The sequence below is a fragment of the Fictibacillus gelatini DSM 15865 genome (genome assembly GCF_000430745.1).
Classification (GTDB): domain Bacteria; phylum Bacillota; class Bacilli; order Bacillales; family Fictibacillaceae; genus Fictibacillus_A; species Fictibacillus_A gelatini.
On record NZ_AUMP01000006.1, the window covers coordinates 96,792 to 114,706 of the forward strand.

General features: G+C 41.7%; 18 protein-coding genes and 1 pseudogene. 7 read left to right on the forward strand and 12 right to left on the reverse strand.

Annotated elements, in window-relative coordinates; translation table 11 throughout:
* Positions 1–138 precede the first annotated feature (138 nt).
* Complete coding sequence (locus H538_RS0109940; RefSeq protein ID WP_154657943.1) at positions 139–1,038, forward strand: alpha/beta fold hydrolase; 900 nt, start codon at positions 139–141, stop codon at positions 1,036–1,038.
* Positions 1,039–1,194: 156 nt separating this feature from the next.
* Here the strand turns inward: H538_RS0109940 and H538_RS0109945 are convergent, their stop codons facing one another.
* Entirely contained in the window at positions 1,195–1,758 is a 564-nt protein-coding gene (locus tag H538_RS0109945; protein WP_035350508.1) for a PadR family transcriptional regulator, read from the reverse strand.
* Between the two features lie 4 nt (positions 1,759–1,762).
* Positions 1,763–3,295 carry an MDR family MFS transporter gene (locus H538_RS0109950; protein ID WP_051291415.1) on the reverse strand — a complete coding sequence of 511 codons (1,533 nt, stop codon included), beginning with the start codon at positions 3,293–3,295 and terminating at the stop codon, positions 1,763–1,765.
* 167 nt (positions 3,296–3,462) lie between these two features.
* On the opposite strand from H538_RS0109950, the gene H538_RS0109955 reads away from it, so the two are divergent.
* Entirely contained in the window at positions 3,463–4,200 is a 738-nt protein-coding gene (locus tag H538_RS0109955) for a class I SAM-dependent methyltransferase (RefSeq protein ID WP_035350509.1), read from the forward strand.
* A gap of 47 nt (positions 4,201–4,247) precedes the next feature.
* Here H538_RS0109955 and H538_RS23520 read toward each other — a convergent pair.
* A pseudogene (locus H538_RS23520) lies at positions 4,248–5,161 on the reverse strand (helix-turn-helix transcriptional regulator).
* A gap of 15 nt (positions 5,162–5,176) precedes the next feature.
* The gene (locus H538_RS0109965; RefSeq protein WP_026677471.1) at positions 5,177–6,028 is read right to left on the reverse strand and encodes a decaprenyl-phosphate phosphoribosyltransferase; all 852 of its coding nucleotides are present in this window, start codon (positions 6,026–6,028) and stop codon (positions 5,177–5,179) included.
* 201 nt (positions 6,029–6,229) lie between these two features.
* Between H538_RS0109965 and H538_RS0109970 the strand changes: the two genes are divergently transcribed.
* From H538_RS0109970 to gnd, 4 genes are read left to right on the forward strand one after another with little or no spacing between them, the layout of a single operon-like run.
* Positions 6,230–6,961, forward strand: a complete 732-nt coding sequence (locus H538_RS0109970) for a GntR family transcriptional regulator (RefSeq protein ID WP_026677472.1) — start codon at positions 6,230–6,232, stop codon at positions 6,959–6,961.
* Positions 6,954–8,495: a gluconokinase gene (gntK, locus tag H538_RS0109975; protein WP_026677473.1), complete on the forward strand. Its 1,542-nt coding sequence runs from the start codon at positions 6,954–6,956 to the stop codon at positions 8,493–8,495. The genes H538_RS0109970 and gntK overlap by 8 nt, the downstream gene beginning before the upstream one ends.
* Before the next feature lie 25 nt (positions 8,496–8,520).
* Positions 8,521–9,867 carry a GntP family permease gene (locus H538_RS0109980; RefSeq protein ID WP_026677474.1) on the forward strand — a complete coding sequence of 449 codons (1,347 nt, stop codon included), beginning with the start codon at positions 8,521–8,523 and terminating at the stop codon, positions 9,865–9,867.
* Positions 9,868–9,882: 15 nt separating this feature from the next.
* On the forward strand, positions 9,883–11,286 hold the full coding sequence (gene gnd, locus H538_RS0109985; protein ID WP_026677475.1) for a decarboxylating NADP(+)-dependent phosphogluconate dehydrogenase: 1,404 nt from the start codon (positions 9,883–9,885) through the stop codon (positions 11,284–11,286).
* Positions 11,287–11,339: 53 nt separating this feature from the next.
* Here the strand turns inward: gnd and H538_RS0109990 are convergent, their stop codons facing one another.
* The 4 genes from H538_RS0109990 to H538_RS26370 all read right to left on the reverse strand — a co-directional run bounded on the left by H538_RS0109990 (position 11,340) and on the right by H538_RS26370 (position 14,501).
* The gene (locus tag H538_RS0109990) at positions 11,340–12,650 is read right to left on the reverse strand and encodes an MDR family MFS transporter (RefSeq protein WP_026677476.1); all 1,311 of its coding nucleotides are present in this window, start codon (positions 12,648–12,650) and stop codon (positions 11,340–11,342) included.
* Positions 12,651–12,780: 130 nt separating this feature from the next.
* Positions 12,781–12,906, reverse strand: a complete 126-nt coding sequence (locus H538_RS26945) for an RAxF-45 family protein (protein ID WP_281172182.1) — start codon at positions 12,904–12,906, stop codon at positions 12,781–12,783.
* Between the two features lie 113 nt (positions 12,907–13,019).
* Positions 13,020–14,288, reverse strand: a complete 1,269-nt coding sequence (locus H538_RS0110000; RefSeq protein ID WP_026677477.1) for an MFS transporter — start codon at positions 14,286–14,288, stop codon at positions 13,020–13,022.
* Between the two features lie 75 nt (positions 14,289–14,363).
* The gene (locus tag H538_RS26370) at positions 14,364–14,501 is read right to left on the reverse strand and encodes a hypothetical protein (RefSeq protein WP_161627199.1); all 138 of its coding nucleotides are present in this window, start codon (positions 14,499–14,501) and stop codon (positions 14,364–14,366) included.
* Here H538_RS26370 and H538_RS23525 point away from each other — a divergent pair.
* The gene (locus H538_RS23525; RefSeq protein WP_161627200.1) at positions 14,488–15,012 is read left to right on the forward strand and encodes a DMT family transporter; all 525 of its coding nucleotides are present in this window, start codon (positions 14,488–14,490) and stop codon (positions 15,010–15,012) included. The two genes, H538_RS26370 and H538_RS23525, sit on opposite strands and share 14 nt — an antisense overlap.
* A gap of 25 nt (positions 15,013–15,037) precedes the next feature.
* On the opposite strand, the gene H538_RS23530 is transcribed toward H538_RS23525, so the two are convergent.
* The 4 genes from H538_RS23530 to folE form a co-directional block, all read right to left on the reverse strand.
* A complete protein-coding gene (locus H538_RS23530) occupies positions 15,038–15,463 on the reverse strand; it encodes an avidin-fold protein (protein WP_245595218.1) in 426 nt (141 codons plus the stop codon).
* Positions 15,464–15,933: 470 nt separating this feature from the next.
* A complete protein-coding gene (locus H538_RS0110015; RefSeq protein WP_035350511.1) occupies positions 15,934–16,161 on the reverse strand; it encodes a DUF3951 domain-containing protein in 228 nt (75 codons plus the stop codon).
* 19 nt (positions 16,162–16,180) lie between these two features.
* Positions 16,181–16,975, reverse strand: a complete 795-nt coding sequence (locus H538_RS0110020; RefSeq protein WP_169729202.1) for an SDR family oxidoreductase — start codon at positions 16,973–16,975, stop codon at positions 16,181–16,183.
* Positions 16,976–16,994: 19 nt separating this feature from the next.
* Positions 16,995–17,627 (reverse strand): GTP cyclohydrolase I FolE, encoded by a 633-nt coding sequence (folE, locus tag H538_RS0110025; RefSeq protein WP_026677480.1) that lies wholly within the window; start codon positions 17,625–17,627, stop codon positions 16,995–16,997.
* Positions 17,628–17,915 lie beyond the last annotated feature (288 nt).

A 17,915-nucleotide genomic window follows, 5' to 3' on the forward strand; every position in this document is an offset into this window, starting at 1 on the left:
GAATTCTATCATCGCGAGTAAGAGAACTGATTGTAACCTTTTCATTCGTCACCCGCCTGTTAAACACCTGCAAAAGGATTTTTTTCCATAACTGTCGAATGGTTGATTAGAAAAACTTCTAAATTTGAGGTGTATGTTGTGGAAAATACGGTGCTAAAAAATGGGGAGCATTTTTTAAAAGTAAATGGGATTCAACATTGGGTGAAAATAAAGGGTGCTGAACTTAGAACCGTTCCTATCGTTGTCATTCACGGAGGCCCCGGTGGAAATCACTACACATTTGAACGTACGATTGGACCGCTTCTCGAACCATTAACAACGATCATCTATTATGAGCAACGTGGCTGCGGGAGAACTGAACCGCCGGACGACCGTACCGCCTATTCACGGCAGCTGTTGCTCGATGATTTAGAAGAACTGCGGAAATCTTTACGTCTTCCTGTGTTCATTCCGCTCGGTTATTCTTTTGGCGGCGAGCTGGCACTGGAATATACGCTCGCCTATCCTCATTCAGTCGAGAAGCTTATCGTTCAAGCACCGAGTATTGATGACCATGCAAGGATGGATCAATTAAAACTGGACAGTTTTCTTCACGTTTCCACCGGGAAGATGAAAGAAAAAATCGAGCAGATCAACAGTAAAAATCTATCGACCACTGAAAAGTTACAGGAAATATGGGAGATCGTTGATACAGAGACGGTAGACCGCCTTTTGTTTGAAAATCAAGATTTCGCACAACTTAACCGGCGGCTATGGGAAGAAAGCGGACTTACGAACCGGGGAGATCTTGCCCGGTGCATCCTTCGACAAAAAAACAGTACCCCTTTGTTGAAGCGGGTTCATCACATCTATCAAGAAACATTAGTCCTTGTTGGACAGCATGACCGTAATACGGGTGTCTCCATTAGTAAAGAAGTGGCAAAGAGAATTCCACACTCGTCGCTTTATATCTTTCAAAAGAGTGCTCATTTTCCCGATATTGAGGAATCAGAGCACTATGCGAAGATTGTACATAAGTTTCTTCGTCTTAAAAAATAGGATTTAAAATTGGCTGATATTTTCTCTAAAGTGGCTGATATGTTGTCGAAAGTAGCTGATATTCGACGAAAAGTGGCTGATAAATTCTTTAAAACGGCTGATATCTTCTATTGGGCACGTTGTTTACAAAAAACTCGCCCCATAAGAGGCGAGTTTTTACTCTGTTTTTGGCGATGGGGAGAACAACGCACCGCTTTCGGCGTCTTTTTCCAGCTCCGCTAACCAGCTTAATTCTGTTTTTGAGTGAGCGAGCGCACCGCTAATGGAATGAATGATAGCGCAAGGAACGTACGCTTTTTTCGCTTGAACTAACATCTCCAGGATTTCTACTCTTTTTTTCATTTCATTTATTCTTTCACGTATCGCTCGTCTCACTTTATCTCGATCCGCATACTGGATAAAGGAAAAGGCCGTATAGAGCGGGTGGAAATCTTCGTAAGGCTTTGCTATTTGTTTCTCGAATAATCGATGAAACTCTTTTTTTCCAAGCGGAGTAATCCGGTAAATCGTTTTATCGGGTCTCGGTGTGTCACGAATGGTTTCTACCGCTTCAATCATTCCCGCTTCCTCTAATTGTTGAAAGGAATAGTATAACGAGCCTTTAGCCAATTTCACATAATATTGCATCTGCCGTTTTTTGATGATTTGCTGAATTTCATAAGGATGGCACTCCCCGCCCATCAACATGCCGAGGACGAGGAGCTTCGTATCATTTGCCATCTCGTCAAACCGCCTTATGCTTCATTTCCCGATCTGGATCTCTTGAGGGCATTCTTTCATTCCCCATCAACAAAATGAAGATAAAAGCGAGAATTGCTGGAATCAGAGCCCACATGAATACCGCATCAACTGAATCTGAAAGTGCATGGCGAAAAGCTTCCAATACTTGCGGAGGCATTTTGGCAGCTGCTTCCGGTGAAAAAGCTTCCGCACCGGCCTGATGAGCCATATTTCCGCCATGCGGGAAAGCATCCGCCATTTTATTATTAAAAACCCTCGATTGAATCGTACCGAAAATAGTCACTCCCAATGTCATTCCAATTGTTCGGAAAGTTGAAATCATCGAGGTGGCGGAACCACGTTGTTGAAAAGCAACATTGTTCACAGATGCAAGATTTAATAAAGAGAAGGAGAATCCGACGCCAAACCCGAGAATAATCATATACAGGGTAATCATGCCACGCGCGGTCTCAGTATCCATCGTACTAAGCAAATAAACGCCGCTGATGAAAAATATCCCTGATACAATCATGATGTTCCGGAAGCTGAATTTCGTCGGACCCCATCCTCCTAATTGGGACCCGACGACAGAACCGAGCATCATCGGCATTAAAATTAGCCCCGAGTTTGTCGCGCTCCCGCCAAATACCCCTTGAATAAAGATCGGAATGAATACACTTGCGGAAATAAAAACAAATCCGTAAAGAAATGCTACGCCCTGTGAAGCGGCAAACACACGCCGCTTAAATAAAGAAAACGTAATAATCGGGTCGCTGGCTTTCCGTTCAACGAAGAGAAAAATTATTAAAGATACTGCTGATAAAACAAATAATCCAATGATCACGATGGAATCCCAGGTGTATTGTTTTCCGCCAAGTTCAAGGGCAAACATGAGACTGACGAGCATAACAAGAAGCGAAATTGCCCCGCCCCAGTCAATTTGCTGTTTTCGGTGTTCTTTCGATTCTTTGTAGTTAAGGATAATTAAAATGATCGATAAAATCCCTACTGGTATATTAATGTAAAACACCCATCGCCAATCAATTTGATCCGTAATGTAGCTGCCTGCCAGCGGGCCAAAAATACTCGAGATGCCAAAAACGGCACCAAATAAACCCGTTATCTTCCCTCGTTTTTCAACCGGAAAGATATCAAAAATAATGGTAAAGGAAATTGGCATGAGGGCCCCGCCGCCAAGCCCCTGGATGGCACGGTATACTGATAATTGGGTAATCGATTGCGCCGTCCCGCAAAGGATCGAACCGATCATAAAGAGGACAATCCCGAGTAAGAAAAAACGCTTTCTCCCATACATATCTGATAATTTCCCAAAAATCGGCATGCCTGCAACCGTCGCTATCATGTATGCGGATGTGACCCAGACAAATTTATCAAAACCGCCCAGTTCTTTTACAATCGTTGGCATCGCAGTTGCAACAATCGTATTATCCATTGCTCCAACAAGAATGGCCAGGAGCAACCCGGCTATAATAAATCCTGTGTTTGGTTTTGTTTTTTCCATAAAGGCTCCTTTCATGTTTCGAAATTAAAACTACAAACTTCATTATAGTCAAATTTGACTAATTTGCAATAGTTTTTCCCAATAAACGTAAAAATCATCCTTTACATAGAATTTAAGTGAATAGTATAGATAAGATGGCATTACAATAAAGTTGATCAAACGGTGCAAATGAGGTGAACCCATTGGGAAAGCGAACAACAAAGGTAAACTACGGCATTGATGCCCCTTCAATTGTCCGGAATTTTTTAATAACCGGATGTTTTTTCATTATTTTTGCGGTCTCTTTACTCTCTTTTTCCAATTCCGTCTTCATTACGTTTTGCATCGGTCTTTTTTTCATAGCGGCCTTCATTTGTCTCGCCGAAGGATTTTTAATGATTTATAGCAGCAAAGTCGGAAAATATAAACAATGTGCGAAACTAATTGATTTATTGGAGCTTAAAGGTGATGAAAAGGTGCTTGAAATTGGGCCTGGCCGCGGCCTCGTGTTAATTGCAGTCGCAAAACGCTTAACAACGGGAAAAGCGGTCGGTGTTGACCTGTGGCGAACAATTGACCAATCGGGAAATAGCCCGGAAGTAACACTGGCCAATGCAAAAGCGGAAGGGGTATCCGATAAAATTGAGCTTGTGACGGGTGATGCGAGACATCTCCCTTTCGAAAACGATACCTTCGATGCATTGATTTCCTGTTTGGCGCTCCATAATATTCCGGAAAGAGAAGGGCGCAAAAAAGCAGTTAATGAGGCTCTAAGGGTTCTCAAACCAGGGGGTAAGTTTGCCATTTTGGATTTCACAAAAACGAAGGAATATGTCGAAGTTCTTCAAGAATCCGGCGCGATTGAAGTCAAGCTTAGCGCGAACCAATACCTCATGTTCCCTCCCGTTCGGATGGTGGCTGGGAGAAAACCTGGAGAATAGACTTCACGTTGTTTAAAGCGGCTAGTTACATAAATACGGTTGGCATACTACTTCATCTTAAGAGAAAACGGTTCCAAAATCTTTACCTTCCTCCCCCAGCTAAGAAGCCATGAAAAAACCTCATCGGGCTTTCTCACTTTCAGCCAAACATGAAACCCGTCCTCTCTCATTTCATATGTTTCAATGTAAAAGTAACGGGATTCCAGGACTTTTTCCGGGCAAGAAGGCTCAAACAAAAGATGGACAGTGTCCGTTCGATCCTCAATCGGTTTATAGTCTTGAAGATGGAATTCTGCTGGCTTCATAAATTTTATCTTTTCTTGCATTAGATTGTTCATTCGATCTAAGCGAAAATGACGGATTTTTCCCTTAGCAAACAATAGGCAATAAGGTACCAGACTCCGGCAATATTCACTAATCCGTATGGGTGAACCTGTCTTTCCCCCGCTTCTGCTTCCGTCTGATCTATTCTCCGGTACACAAAAGAAACGATGTTTTGTTCTGAAATCGCTTGCCGCAAAAGAAATAACTGTTGATCGATAGGATCTTGTCCAACAACATTATGAAAAAAAGAACCTGACATCAATCGGAGCGTTCCCCGGAGTTCATGAACCGCCACTCTCTGTTTTTGTGGTAAGATGGCCTCTATTTTTGCTTTCGATCCCCGGGCATGGACACGAAATGAAGCATCGAAGTTTTGTTCTACATAATCGGCCCCGAGCAGAAGGGTAACCGCTTCTTCCGGATTTAAGTGAAGCGGTGGCAAAAAATAATCTTCCATTAATGAATACCCTTGCCCTGGCATGGAAACAACCGGGACACCTGATTGGCTCAGTGCCTGAATATCCCGGTAAATCGTACGTTTACATGTTTCAAACTTTTTCGCCAGGTCTTCCGCTCTGCATGTTTTTTTACGCTGCAACTCGAGTACAATCGCCAGCAAGCGGTCCGTCCGGTTCATCAGCTGCTCCCCTCCCTATTGAAAAAATACTAAAAGAATAACTACCGTCCCACCATAAATCATCGCAATCGTTCTTATCCACTGATCCTCCCATAAAACCTTTTCCGGTTGGTCTCCCTTATTCTCGATATGGATTACATATAAATAGCGAAATATTCCCATAATAACTACCGGAATCGTCCACATAAAGTAAAGTCCTTTTTGAAATGAAAACAACGAATAGGTCATTACAACTGATGACGCTGCTATCGTATTCAGCTGATCAAGCAATTCTTTATTATAATATTCGAGGACTTTCCTCGTTTTTCCTTTTTGGTTGATCTGGTCATTTACTTCAGACCTCCGCTTGCTGATCGCTAAAAAAAGCGCAACGAACATCGTGCATAATAAAAACCACGGGGTTAGCTTAATACCGCTCGCCATTCCTCCGCCAACTGCCCGGAAAACGTATCCCGAAGCAATAAGCAAAACATCAAGCAATGGGACATGTTTCCAGTAAAAGGAGTAGACGACATTGAGCAAAAAATACAGCATTAAGATCCCGGCAAAATGAAAATTGATAAAAATGGCGCCGGCGAAAGAAACTATCCACAAAACAACTCCAAAAATGACCGCGGCTTTCAAACTTAATTTTCCAGCAGCAATCGGCCTGTTTCTCTTTACCGGATGATTTCGGTCGACCTCGACATCAGCGATATCATTCAAAATGTAAACAACACTTGAAAGAAAGGAGAAACAACAGAAAGCTAAAACACTTTTTAAAATCATCCCTGTACTCACATACGGCAGCGAAAAGAACCAGGCGGCAAAGACTAAGGCATTTTTTGTCCAATGTTTCGGCCGTATTTCGATCCATAACCATTTCATAACATATTCACTTCCATATCAGTTTAACGATCATAGTAAATAAAGTAATTATTAGTAGCGTATTACCGTTATTCAGTAAGGGTGACATAAGTTGAAGTGGATTTCCATTTGTATCCTATCCCATAAAAGCGTTTGCATTTTCACAATTCCGTATTATAATTACTTGTATACAAGTATACTTGGATAAAAGGAAGTGGTGATATGGCCGATTCAAAGGAATGGTTATACCCGACAAAGTGGCTGTCGAAAGCTTCCACTGGCGAACGTGTCGCTTGCGAACTTAGAATGCGTATCATTTCAGGAATCATTAAACGCGGGGCCGTTTTATCAGAAAATAAATTAGCAGCCGATTTTGAAGTAAGCCGGTCACCGATTCGAGAAGCGTTAAAAACACTTGCATCAGAAAATATGATTCGCTTAGAACGAATGGGTGCGGTTGTTATCGGTTTAACCGAGAAGGAAATCGAAGAAATTTATGATGTGCGCCTGCTGATTGAGACATTCGTATTTGAACGGCTCGTCAAAACGGATACACAAGAAGTAGTAAGAGAGCTTAGTAAAATACTTGAAATGATGAAGATTGCCATCAAGTACAATGATGCCGATGAATTTTCCTACCAGGACGTTTTATTTCATGAAACGATCATCCGTTCCATTGATCATTCCTACATCATGATGATCTGGAATAACGCAAAGCCCGTTATGGAAGCGCTAATACTTTTATCAATGCGCATGCGTTTTAAGGAAAAGTACGATGATTTTACCCGCATCATCAACAATCATGAACTGTATATTGAAGCTATTTCTACTAAAGATAGAAATATTATGATTCAATCATTGCATCAAAACTTTGATGATGTTCAAGGCAAAGTAGAAGACCTTTGGATGTCGCAGCAGATGTTATCAAAAGGAGAAGTTAGAGAAAATGACTAGTTATATGTTAGGGGTAGACATTGGAACGACGAGCACAAAAGCTGTTTTATTTAGTGAAAAAGGCGAAGTCATCCAAAAAGAGAATATTGGCTATCCCCTATACAAACCGGATATTTCTACAGCCGAACAAGATCCAGATGAGATTTTTCAAGCTGTTTTGCAAGCCATTTCAAAGATCATGAAATACTCCCACCGCTCCCCGAAAAACTTATCGCTCATTTCATTTAGCAGTGCGATGCATAGCGTCATTGCAATGGATAAAAATGACGAGCCGCTGACGAAATGCATCACATGGGCGGATAATCGAAGCGAAGCGTGGGCACGAAAAATCAAAGAAGAACTCAACGGGCATGATGTTTACAAACGGACAGGAACCCCCATTCACCCGATGTCGCCTTTAAGTAAAATTGCCTGGTTAGTCAACGAGCATCCCGAAATTGCCATGAAAACGAAAAAATATATTGGAATTAAAGAATATATTTTCAAAAAGCTCTTTGGCGATTACGTGGTCGATTACTCGCTTGCTTCTAGCATGGGTATGATGAATCTAAAAAAACTCGACTGGGATGAAGAAGCATTAATCATTGCAGGCATTACGAGGGATCAATTATCGCGGCTCGTGCCGACGACCGAAATTTTTACCAACTGTAATCCGGAAATCGCAAGACAGATTGGGATTGATCCAGAAACACCCGTTGTGATCGGGGCAAGTGACGGGGTGCTCTCAAATCTCGGGGTGGGTGCTATCGGAAAAGGCGAAATCGCTGTCACAATCGGGACAAGCGGTGCCATTCGAACGATTATTGATAAACCGCAAACCGATGAAAAAGGACGATTGTTTTGTTATGCGTTAACTGAAAACCATTGGGTCATTGGCGGCCCCGTCAATAATGGCGGGATGGTTCTTCAATGGATCAGGGATGAATTCGCTTCTTCAGAAGTAGAAACAGCAAAAAGACTCGGCATCGATCCATATGAAGTGTTAACGAAAATTGCCGAACGCATAAGGCCGGGTGCTGATGGACTGCTTTTCCACCCCTACCTCGCCGGTGAACGTGCGCCGTTATGGAATCCTGACGTACGCGGTTCATTTTTCGGATTAACGATGGCTCATAAGAAAGAACATATGATTCGGGCAGCTCTAGAAGGGGTTATTTACAATTTATACACTGTCTTTTTGGCATTGATGGAATGCATGAACGGACCAGTAAGCCGAATTCAGGCAACCGGGGGCTTTGCCAAGTCCGCTGTCTGGCGCCAAATGATGTCTGATATATTCGATCTGGAAGTCGTTGTCCCAGAAAGCTACGAAAGTTCGTGCCTTGGTGCCTGCATATTAGGGTTATACGCCATGGGAAAAACAGCATCATTCGATATCGTTTCGGAAATGGTTGGAAGCACTTACAAACACACGCCAAATGGAGATGCAGTAGTTGAATACCGAAAACTGTTACCGATTTTTATTCAACTATCGAGAGTATTAGAAGAAAATTACACACAAATAGCAACCTATCAAAGAGATTTAACCAACTAATTACGATTTTTGGGAGGGGCATATTATGCCATTACTTATTGTCGCTTGTGGCATTATCGCACTACTTATTTTAATCATGGGCTTAAAAGTAAACACCTTTGTTTCTTTGCTCATCGTATCGTTTGGCGTAGCGCTTTTACTTGGAATGCCACTTGATGGAGTTGTAAAATCCATTGAAGCCGGTATAGGCGGAACACTCGGGCATTTGGCATTAATCTTTGGTTTAGGCGCCATGTTAGGAAAGCTGCTTGCAGATGCGGGCGGCGCTCAGCGCATTTCGATGACCCTTATTAACAAATTTGGCGAAAAGAAGATTCAGTGGGCCATCGTCATCGCTTCATTTATTATCGGGGTCGCCTTGTTTTTTGAAGTCGGATTGGTATTATTAATCCCAATTATATATACTATTTCTAGACAATTAAAAGTTTCTATTTTACATCTTGGCATTCCAATGGTGGCCGCTTTATCGGTAACTCACGGCTTCTTGCCGCCACATCCCGGCCCGACAGCCATCGCGGGAGAATATGGCGCCAATATCGGGCAAGTCTTGCTTTACGGTTTGATTTGCGCCATCCCAACGGTTATCATCGCAGGGCCAGTATTTAATAAAATTGCGAAAAAAATAGTTCCCCATTCATTTAATAAAACTGGGAGCATTGCATCTTTAGGAGAACAAAAAACATTTAAAATAGAAGAAACGCCTGGCTTTGGCATTAGTGTTTTTACAGCAGTGCTTCCCGTTATTTTAATGGCCATCGCTACGATTATTTCTTTAATTCAAGAAACGGCGGGATTAGAAAACAATACGTTTTTCAAAGTGATTGAATTTATTGGCAATGCCTCAACCGCGATGTTAATCTCATTAATCGTGGCGTTCTTTACAATGGGAATTTCAAGAAAGATTCCAGTCAAAGACGTAATGGATTCTTGTACCGTTGCCATATCTCAGATCGGCATGATGCTATTGATCATCGGGGGCGGCGGCGCTTTTAAACAAGTGCTGATTGATGGCGGTGTCGGTAAATATGTCGCCGAGTTATTTAAAGGAACTTCGTTGTCACCGATTTTGCTTGCATGGATCATCGCGGCCATTTTACGAATCGCTTTAGGATCGGCGACCGTCTCGGCTTTAACGACAGTCGGGCTGGTTGCTCCTATGTTAGGCCATACCGATGTGAACCTTGCTTTAGTCGTGCTTGCAACCGGGGCAGGCAGTTTAATCGCTTCGCATGTAAATGATGCCGGTTTCTGGATGTTTAAAGAATATTTTGGCTTAAGCATGAAAGAAACATTTGCCACCTGGACGTTGCTTGAAACGATTATTTCGGTAGCAGGATTAGCATTTATTCTATTACTAAGTTTAGTCGTATAAGGAGAATGAGATTTTATGGAGCATACAATTGGCGTCATTGGTTTAGGAGTAATGGGCAGCAATATCGCATTAAATATGGCGAGAAAAGGCGAAAAAGTAGCTGTCTATAATTACACGAGAGATTTAACGGATCGTCTGATTGAGAAAGTAGAGGGTGAACCAATCTTTCCGTACTACAATATTGAAAGCTTTGTTCAGTCTTTACAAAAACCTCGAAAGGTCTTTCTCATGGTCACAGCCGGTGAAGCTGTCGATTCGGTCATCCGCTCTTTAGTCCCTTATCTTGATAAAGGCGACATCATTATGGACGGCGGCAACTCTCATTACGAAGATACCGCTCGCAGATATGACGACCTGAAAACAGAAGGAATTCATTATATAGGCATCGGCATTTCAGGCGGTGAAGTTGGAGCGTTAACAGGCCCGTCGATTATGCCAGGAGGCGATAAAGAGGCCTATGAAAAAGTCGCACCGATTCTAACGAAAATAGCCGCTCAAGTTGATAATGATCCTTGCTGCGTCTATATTGGCCCAAAAGGCGCTGGCCACTTCGTGAAAATGGTGCATAATGGCATTGAATATGCGGATATGCAACTCATTGCAGAAGCTTATACATTTTTAAGAGAAAGACTGAATTTGCCCGTCAATGAAATCGCCGACATTTTTGAAGCATGGAATGAAGGCGAGTTGAAAAGCTATTTAATTGAAATCACTGCAAAGATCTTAAGAAAGATTGATGAAAAGACGGGATTGCCGCTGATCGACGTCATTCTTGATAAAGCAGGCCAAAAAGGGACCGGGAAATGGACATCCCTGCAAGCGGTTGATAACGGAATTCCACTCTCGATTATTACAGAGTCGTTATTTGCCCGTTATTTATCATCTTTGAAAAATGAACGGGTCGTTGCAGAAGGCATTTTAGAAGGACCGGAACATGAGGGCAAAGCATTAGATAAAGAACATTGGATTGAATCGATGCGCCAGGCGTTATATTTAGGAAAGGTTTGTGCCTATGCCCAGGGGTTTGCACAATACAAAATGGCTTCAGATTTGTATGACTGGAATTTGCCTTTAAAAAATATTGCGCTGATTTTCCGCGGCGGCTGCATCATCCGTGCAGAATTTTTAAATGTCATTAGCGAAGCTTACCAAAATCAAGCAGACCTTGCCAATTTGTTAATTGCGCCTTATTTTGCCGAAAAAATCAAAGCGTATCAATCAAGCTTACGAAATGTTTTATCGGAAGGCCTTCTTTCTGGCATCCCGTTCCCGGCCTTAAGCGCGTCGCTCACTTATTACGACAGTTACCGCAGGGGTTCTTCAAACGCCAACCTGATCCAGGCTCAGCGCGATTACTTCGGCGCCCATACGTATGAGCGTACTGACATGGAAGGCGTCTTCCATACAGAGTGGGAATAATTAAAAAAAGCTGTTTAAGAAATGTTTTCTTAAACAGCTTTTTTGATCGCCATTTACGCTCTTTTCACCGTTGCTTTTTCTGTGCGATGCAAGGTCTCGTTCTTTTTCTTCGCTTCAGCCGCCCATTGATCGAGTGACAAATAAATGACGCCCGCGATTAAACAGCCGATTCCGAGAATCGAGAATAAAATTTGGCCGAGATGCCGATCGAGCAAAAAGCCTGCGAAAATCGGGCCGGCTGCACTCCCGACAATCCATTGGAGGCTTGCCGCTCCCATATACGTTCCCCGGAGGTGTTCAGGGGCAATGTTTGCCACAAATGTCATCTGTACCGGTGACAATAGCATTTCCCCGACCGTATAAATTCCGTAAATAACGATCAAGAAGACGAGGATGCTCCAGAAAGAGAAATGAAGCTTCGCAAACCAGAGCGGCAGCCAGCCTACCGCAAGCAGCCCAAAGCCAAAAAGAATCGCGCCATATAGCATTACTCTTCCAAGCGGTCTTGTACTTGCCCATTTTGAGATGGCAAATTGAAATAGAACCACTAATGCCCCGTTGAATGCCATTAAATAAGGATACGGGTTTTCTGCATCGGAAAGCGCCGGCAATTGTTGTTTAAAATGAAGCGGCAGCATTCCTTCTGTTTGTGAGAAGCCCATCGAAATGACGATCCCCGTAATAATATATAAGAATAATATTTTATCTTTGACGAGAACTGTAAACATCGACGGCAGCTTTTCTTTAGCCGAAACGGAATCCTTTTGCTCTTTCGCCTTTACGTTCTTTGGCAGCGTTTCCGCAAGCAATAATGCTAAACAGATCGAGTAAATAAATACCGAAGCGGCCGCAATAATAAAGATTACCGATTTTGAGACGAATACAACAGATGCCCCGAGCAGCGGACCGACCGCCGCGCCAATGTTATGGCCCATTCTGAGCAATCCAAACGCTTCCGTTCTCCCTTCTTCATCTGTCACATCGGCAACCATCGCGGAAGCCGCTGGATGAAACAGGGAATTAAACAATCCAAAAAAGCTCGACATAATCAGGAATGGGTAGAACCCATCGAAAAAGACAAAGCCTATCATAACGAGACCGTTCCCGACCATGGAAAGGATCATAATCGGCTTCCTTCCGTACTGGTCAGCAAGTTTCCCGCCGATTAACGATCCAAGTACACCGGCGACCGGCCCCATTGCCATTACAACACCGACTTGCCAGAAGTGAGCGACTTTATCGCTCATGTATAAAGCGAAAAACGGCATTAGCATCATCATTGCAATTCCATTGATCGATTCTCCAATAAACCGAATCCAAATATTGCGGTCCATTTTTCGATACGATTGTAACGTCATCTTCATTTCTTTCCCTCATTTCTTCATTCATATCTGTTAACATGAAAATTTTTCCTTTTTCAAGCACAAAAAAGCCGTGAGCAAGTTCTACCTGCCCACGGCTTTCAATCCGACCTAAAGAATGGGTAAGGAAAACTTACGGTTGTTCCATCGTTGTATAGTTAAAAAAGGGCACACTGATCCCGTTAGACAAAACTGCATACGTAATGGAACGAATTTCCACAAACCAATTAACTACACAACGTAAAAAACCGTTAAGCATATCCTTACACCTCCATTCCTAAAATTTCATAATTAACATAATCATACAATATGATCAAACGTAAATCAATAGGACTTGTGAAAAAATTCCTTCAATAAGCAAAATTTAAAAAGTCATAGTGCGCTGCTAATTTCTGATGAGGACTTCTGAATCTTTGATACTCTCATTTTGTATATCGTTATCAAGAATAAAACTAAACCGGAAGCAAATAAAATCCATACAGGGTTTAAGTAATCAAATAGAAATCCATAAAAAATCATACTGATAGGAGCAATGACGTTTGCCACGGTTTCGACCAGGCCGAAAACCCGGCCCCGATATTGTTCGGGAGTTGTTTTTTGTACCAGAACATATAAAGGTGTGTTTAAAAATACAATTGTTAAACCAAAAGCCAATAATAAGCCTAAATAGTATACAAAATTGAAAGAACTACTAGCAGGCAATAAGAGCGGGATAGCCATCATTCCTAATAAAAAGGAAAGAATAATTAAACTAATCCTCATAGTAATAAGCGGTTTCCTGGTTTCTTCCCTGGTTGATAAAAATATAGACATTAACAGCATCCCTATAGCCAATGATGCTTCAATTAAACCAAATTGATAAGATATTAATTTGAGACGCTGAACTACGATGTATGGTAACCCGACTTGCATTGAGACACCAAAAAAATTCACCCATAAACCTACCGGAAGTATTACTTTATATAGAAGGTAATTGCTTTGTACATAGGTGAAGCCCTCTTTTATTTCCACCCAAATATTACGTGTTTGTTCGGAGTTTAAATTGTCCCCTAAATCAGGCTTTTCGAATTTTAGGAATGAATCAAGAGCTGCTGAAAATAAATAGGCAACTGCATTAATCGCAATAAATGTTTGTATAGATAATACGCCGTAGAGAAGTCCTCCTATGATTGGAGCACCAATTGTTGCTAGTGAAATAGCAGATTGATTTAAGGATGTAGCTTTTTGTATTTGACCTTCATTAACCAAATCAGGTATTGAAGACGAAAATGTGATACTAGAAAATGTACTACATACTGATAAAATTGCAGTTGTCCCGTAAATAAGAGGAAGGGAAATTTCTATTAAAAAACTAATTACAAAAAAGCCCCCCAGGGTTAAAACTTCAATAAGTTGTGTTAGTATAATTATTTTTTTCCGTGAAAAGCGATCTGCCCATGCACCGGCAACTGGCCCAACTAAAATGCGCGGCACTGCTGAACACGCCATTCCAATAGCAAAGTTACCTGCAGATCCTGTTAAACTTAATATATAGAGTCCCATCCCAAATGCATAAATATTTCCTCCAAGTGCTGAAAGAAATTTACTAATAGAAAATATCGTTAAGTTTACTTTCCCTTGATTTTGAGTGAGAATATTCATAGTGACACCCCTCTTGTTTAATCCTTTTAAACAAAATTACCATAAACTACAAGTTTTTACAAAGTAAAGATTAAACTACACAACCGTCGCCAGCTCTACCATTCTTATGGCATTGCAGCCGGTTTTTGTCATGGCCGGCACCTTTGTTTTTTTTAAAGAGAGAACAAGCACTCCGGCAAAAGCCGGGATGGGCATTGCTATGATCGGTTCCATTCTCGTCGGCTGGGGGGATATTGGTTTATCCGATCGCCATATGATCGGGGACATTCTCTTAATTTTAGGCACCATTGCGATTTCCATCCATATGTTAATGAGCCAGCGCTTGCTTCTTCAACTTCCGTCATATTTGTATAGTCTGCTTGTGTTTTTAGCAGCAGCGATTGTGTTTGCCATCTATAATTTAGCCATGGGGATTACGATGGTGAATTATCCTTTGCGGGAATGGGGGATTTTCGCCTTGCTTACCGTCGTTCCAACGGTGTTCGGCCACCTTCTGTTCAACTGGCTTCTGCAATATACGGGCGCTACAACGATATCGATGAGCATACTTGGCGAACCGATCGGGGCAAGCCTATTGGCGTTTCTTTTGTTGAATGAAAGAATGACAGTTTTTCAAATCATCGGCGGGCTTATTGTTATTTTTGGACTCTATTTATTTTTAAGAAAAAATAAGGAGAAAACGATAATTGAAGAAATAGAAAAAGGAAGCACTCGCACAGGTTAACCCGTTTAGTGCTTCCTTTTTAAACTTATACATATGCTTTAGAGACATAGGGCGATAAACTAGTATGCTTCACTTCTTCCAATATCGACTCGCCCTCAGCCCTATCTTCATCAAGCCAGTTCCATTTTTCGTATAGGCGAAGCCGGCCATCACGCAGCATTTGAAAAGTCGATGTACACGTTCCGCTCCGAAGCTGAAACCGCTGGTTAATGTGATGATACCGAAATTGAAGCGAGCCATCTGCGTTAACGATCCCGACTAATGTACCATGCAAAATATCTCCTCCGTTATAGGAGGCATACACAACAGGGCCTTCTTGTCTGTAGAAAAAGACCGTTTCCGCAGATCGCCCACCATTTTTTACCGGCTTAAAAACTCGACGATTATAATCAATGGGGCAAGACTTGTGTCCATCATTCTTTTCCGCTTGACTCATTTGTTCGACGCTCATTCGTTTTCCTCCAATTTACCCTTTATTCCTCAATAACAATGCAAGATACGTTCCAACCTAAAATCAAGTCACTAAGGGCTGACAAAGGAAGCTCTGGAGTTATTCTTATTCGTTGCTACATAGTTATTCATGAGCGCATAGAAATATCAGTGTTTCTCACGAATTTAGTTGCATATAAAATTTAGTTATTTCATTTGAAATTGCATACTCTTTTTTGATTTACCGTTTAGACAATAAATTTCTTCATTCAGACAATAAGTTCACAAGTTTGGAAAATAAACAGCGGGAATTGGAAAACAAATCGTTTCATTCGGACAATAAAACACTAGAATCGGACAATAAGCATTTTTAAAAAGAGCAAAAACGCCTGGAAACTATGCTCCAGGCGTAATTTTTTTCACTTTTTGCTGAAAACGGCTCGGGTAGAAGACATATTCACTTGCTTCAAGCCTTGAAAAAGCAGAGAAAACTCATGCCTTCCTTTTGTTCTTATCCTTATCATCACCAGCGTCATTATACGCTCCTCGCTCGTCCTTTTCCTCATGAAATTCAACCTTACTTTGTCCAGTTATATAATCGAAAGGAGTGTAAACGTTCGAGATGTTCTTTTTCTTTATGACACGATTGTACAGGATAAGTACAATTGCCGCGGCCATTAAGAAAAATAACGCGATATAAAACCAATTTATGAATTGCATTTACATCCCCCAATCATAATTAATTTCGATGCCGGTTGATCACATCGAGACCTCCTGTCACCGGAATGACGCTGCCGGTAATCATATCAGAATCATCTTCGCATAAAAAGGCAATGACTCTGGCGATGTCTTCCCCGGTCCCCGAACGCCCAATTGGAGTTACATTCTCTTTCTTTTGTTTCGCTTCTTTAATGCTTGCTTCTTTCATCTGTCCGCGGATATCTCCAGGACATACCATGTTGACGGTTATTCCGTGCTCGGCTTCTTCCAGTGCAACCGTTCTTGTAAGGGAGACGAGCCCTACCTTCGCTGCACTGAACGCTGAGCGATACATCCACCCCGGGGCATTGTCCGCATCCTGGAAACCGTAAGTAACCACTCTGCCGAATTTCTGTTTTCTCATAATCGGAATGGCCGATTTAAAGAAATGGAAAACGGAGCTTAAGTTCCCTTCGATCATCTCATACCATTCTTTGTCCTCATAGTCGATTAATTTTTTTCGCTCAAAGACAAAAGGGCCGGCGTTCGTTATGAGATAATCAATTCGCCCGAACCGTTCCATAGCTTTTTGAACGATCTTTATGACATCTTCTTTTTTCGTCACATCCCCTTGAACAAAGTGCAAACGTTCTTCATAAAGGCTCCATTCTTCTTTTACACGGCTGACGGCTTCAAGATCACTGCGATAATTCACTGTAACAGAGCAGCCTTTTTCCAGCAACCGTTTCGTGACCATCTTGCCGAGCCCTTTTGTACCAGCAGTTATAATGGCATGTCTCACGTTATCACCTCTAAATAGAGATTTATAGTTCATTACTAAAAGTAACGGCGTACTATCGCTGTAAAAGGGATAAAAACTCGCTTCTTAAGTCGGACCGGTCAGAGAATAGTCCACGTACAGATGACGTTGTTGTCATTGCATTTGATTTTTTAACCCCTCGACCGCACATGCACATATGCTTTGCTTCGATAACGACCATCGTCCCTTTTGGTTCAAGGATTTCTTCGACGGCTTCTGCAATTTGCGTTGTAAGGCGTTCTTGCACCTGGAAACGTTTTGCATATCCTTCAACCATTCGGGCGATTTTGGATAACCCGGTAATTTTTTCGTTTGGAATATAACCGACATGCGCCACTCCATAAAAAGGAGCAAAGTGGTGCTCACAGAGAGAGTGGAACTCAATGTTTTTTACCAGCACTAATTCACGATGGTCGACTTCAAACGTTTTTTCCAAATGCGCTTTCGGATCTTCCCGATACCCTTCAGTATATTCTAAAAATGCCTTAAGTACCCGATAAGGGGTCTCCTGAAGCCCATCACGATAAGGGTCATCCCCGCACAATTCGATCAATTCCTTAACCGCGTCCATAAACTTGCTCGCCTGGCGAAGTTTTTCATCCGCTGCCGGATGGCCATTAAATAATTCATCTAGCTTTTTGTTTATCGATGTGTATTGTTCAATCATTTTTCCTGACCTCTCTTTTATTTAAAAGTCTCACTCTTTTAGACTTTTTTTATAATGAATATCAATTAAAATCTATTATTGATAGTTTACCATGTTTTAGACAGAAAAAAGACTGTAAAGCACTCATTCTTTTAACAGAATTGTATCGTTTTAAAATTATTTGACTGAATTTAGCGACTATTATATAGTGGATATATTCCAAAAAAAGGAGATGCGCCTATGTTGATTGCAGTTAGTCCACTATTGTTTCCTGCCTTGAAATAAGGGGATGGTAATTCAATGGATTAA

Coding starts and splice junctions, on each gene's coding strand:
- H538_RS0109945 (WP_035350508.1), bottom strand. CDS start 1,758: ATGGCAAATGATACGAAGCTCCTCGTCCTCGGCATGTTGATGGGCGGG.
- H538_RS0109950 (WP_051291415.1), bottom strand. CDS start 3,295: ATGAAAGGAGCCTTTATGGAAAAAACAAAACCAAACACAGGATTTATT.
- H538_RS0109965 (WP_026677471.1), bottom strand. CDS start 6,028: ATGAAATGGTTATGGATCGAAATACGGCCGAAACATTGGACAAAAAAT.
- H538_RS0109970 (WP_026677472.1), top strand. CDS start 6,230: ATGGCCGATTCAAAGGAATGGTTATACCCGACAAAGTGGCTGTCGAAA.
- gntK (WP_026677473.1), top strand. CDS start 6,954: ATGACTAGTTATATGTTAGGGGTAGACATTGGAACGACGAGCACAAAA.
- H538_RS0109980 (WP_026677474.1), top strand. CDS start 8,521: ATGCCATTACTTATTGTCGCTTGTGGCATTATCGCACTACTTATTTTA.
- gnd (WP_026677475.1), top strand. CDS start 9,883: ATGGAGCATACAATTGGCGTCATTGGTTTAGGAGTAATGGGCAGCAAT.
- H538_RS0109990 (WP_026677476.1), bottom strand. CDS start 12,650: ATGAAGATGACGTTACAATCGTATCGAAAAATGGACCGCAATATTTGG.
- H538_RS26945 (WP_281172182.1), bottom strand. CDS start 12,906: ATGCTTAACGGTTTTTTACGTTGTGTAGTTAATTGGTTTGTGGAAATT.
- H538_RS0110000 (WP_026677477.1), bottom strand. CDS start 14,288: ATGAATATTCTCACTCAAAATCAAGGGAAAGTAAACTTAACGATATTT.
- H538_RS23525 (WP_161627200.1), top strand. CDS start 14,488: ATGATCGGTTCCATTCTCGTCGGCTGGGGGGATATTGGTTTATCCGAT.
- H538_RS26370 (WP_161627199.1), bottom strand. CDS start 14,501: ATGGAACCGATCATAGCAATGCCCATCCCGGCTTTTGCCGGAGTGCTT.
- H538_RS23530 (WP_245595218.1), bottom strand. CDS start 15,463: ATGAGCGTCGAACAAATGAGTCAAGCGGAAAAGAATGATGGACACAAG.
- H538_RS0110015 (WP_035350511.1), bottom strand. CDS start 16,161: ATGCAATTCATAAATTGGTTTTATATCGCGTTATTTTTCTTAATGGCC.
- H538_RS0110020 (WP_169729202.1), bottom strand. CDS start 16,975: ATGAACTATAAATCTCTATTTAGAGGTGATAACGTGAGACATGCCATT.
- folE (WP_026677480.1), bottom strand. CDS start 17,627: ATGATTGAACAATACACATCGATAAACAAAAAGCTAGATGAATTATTT.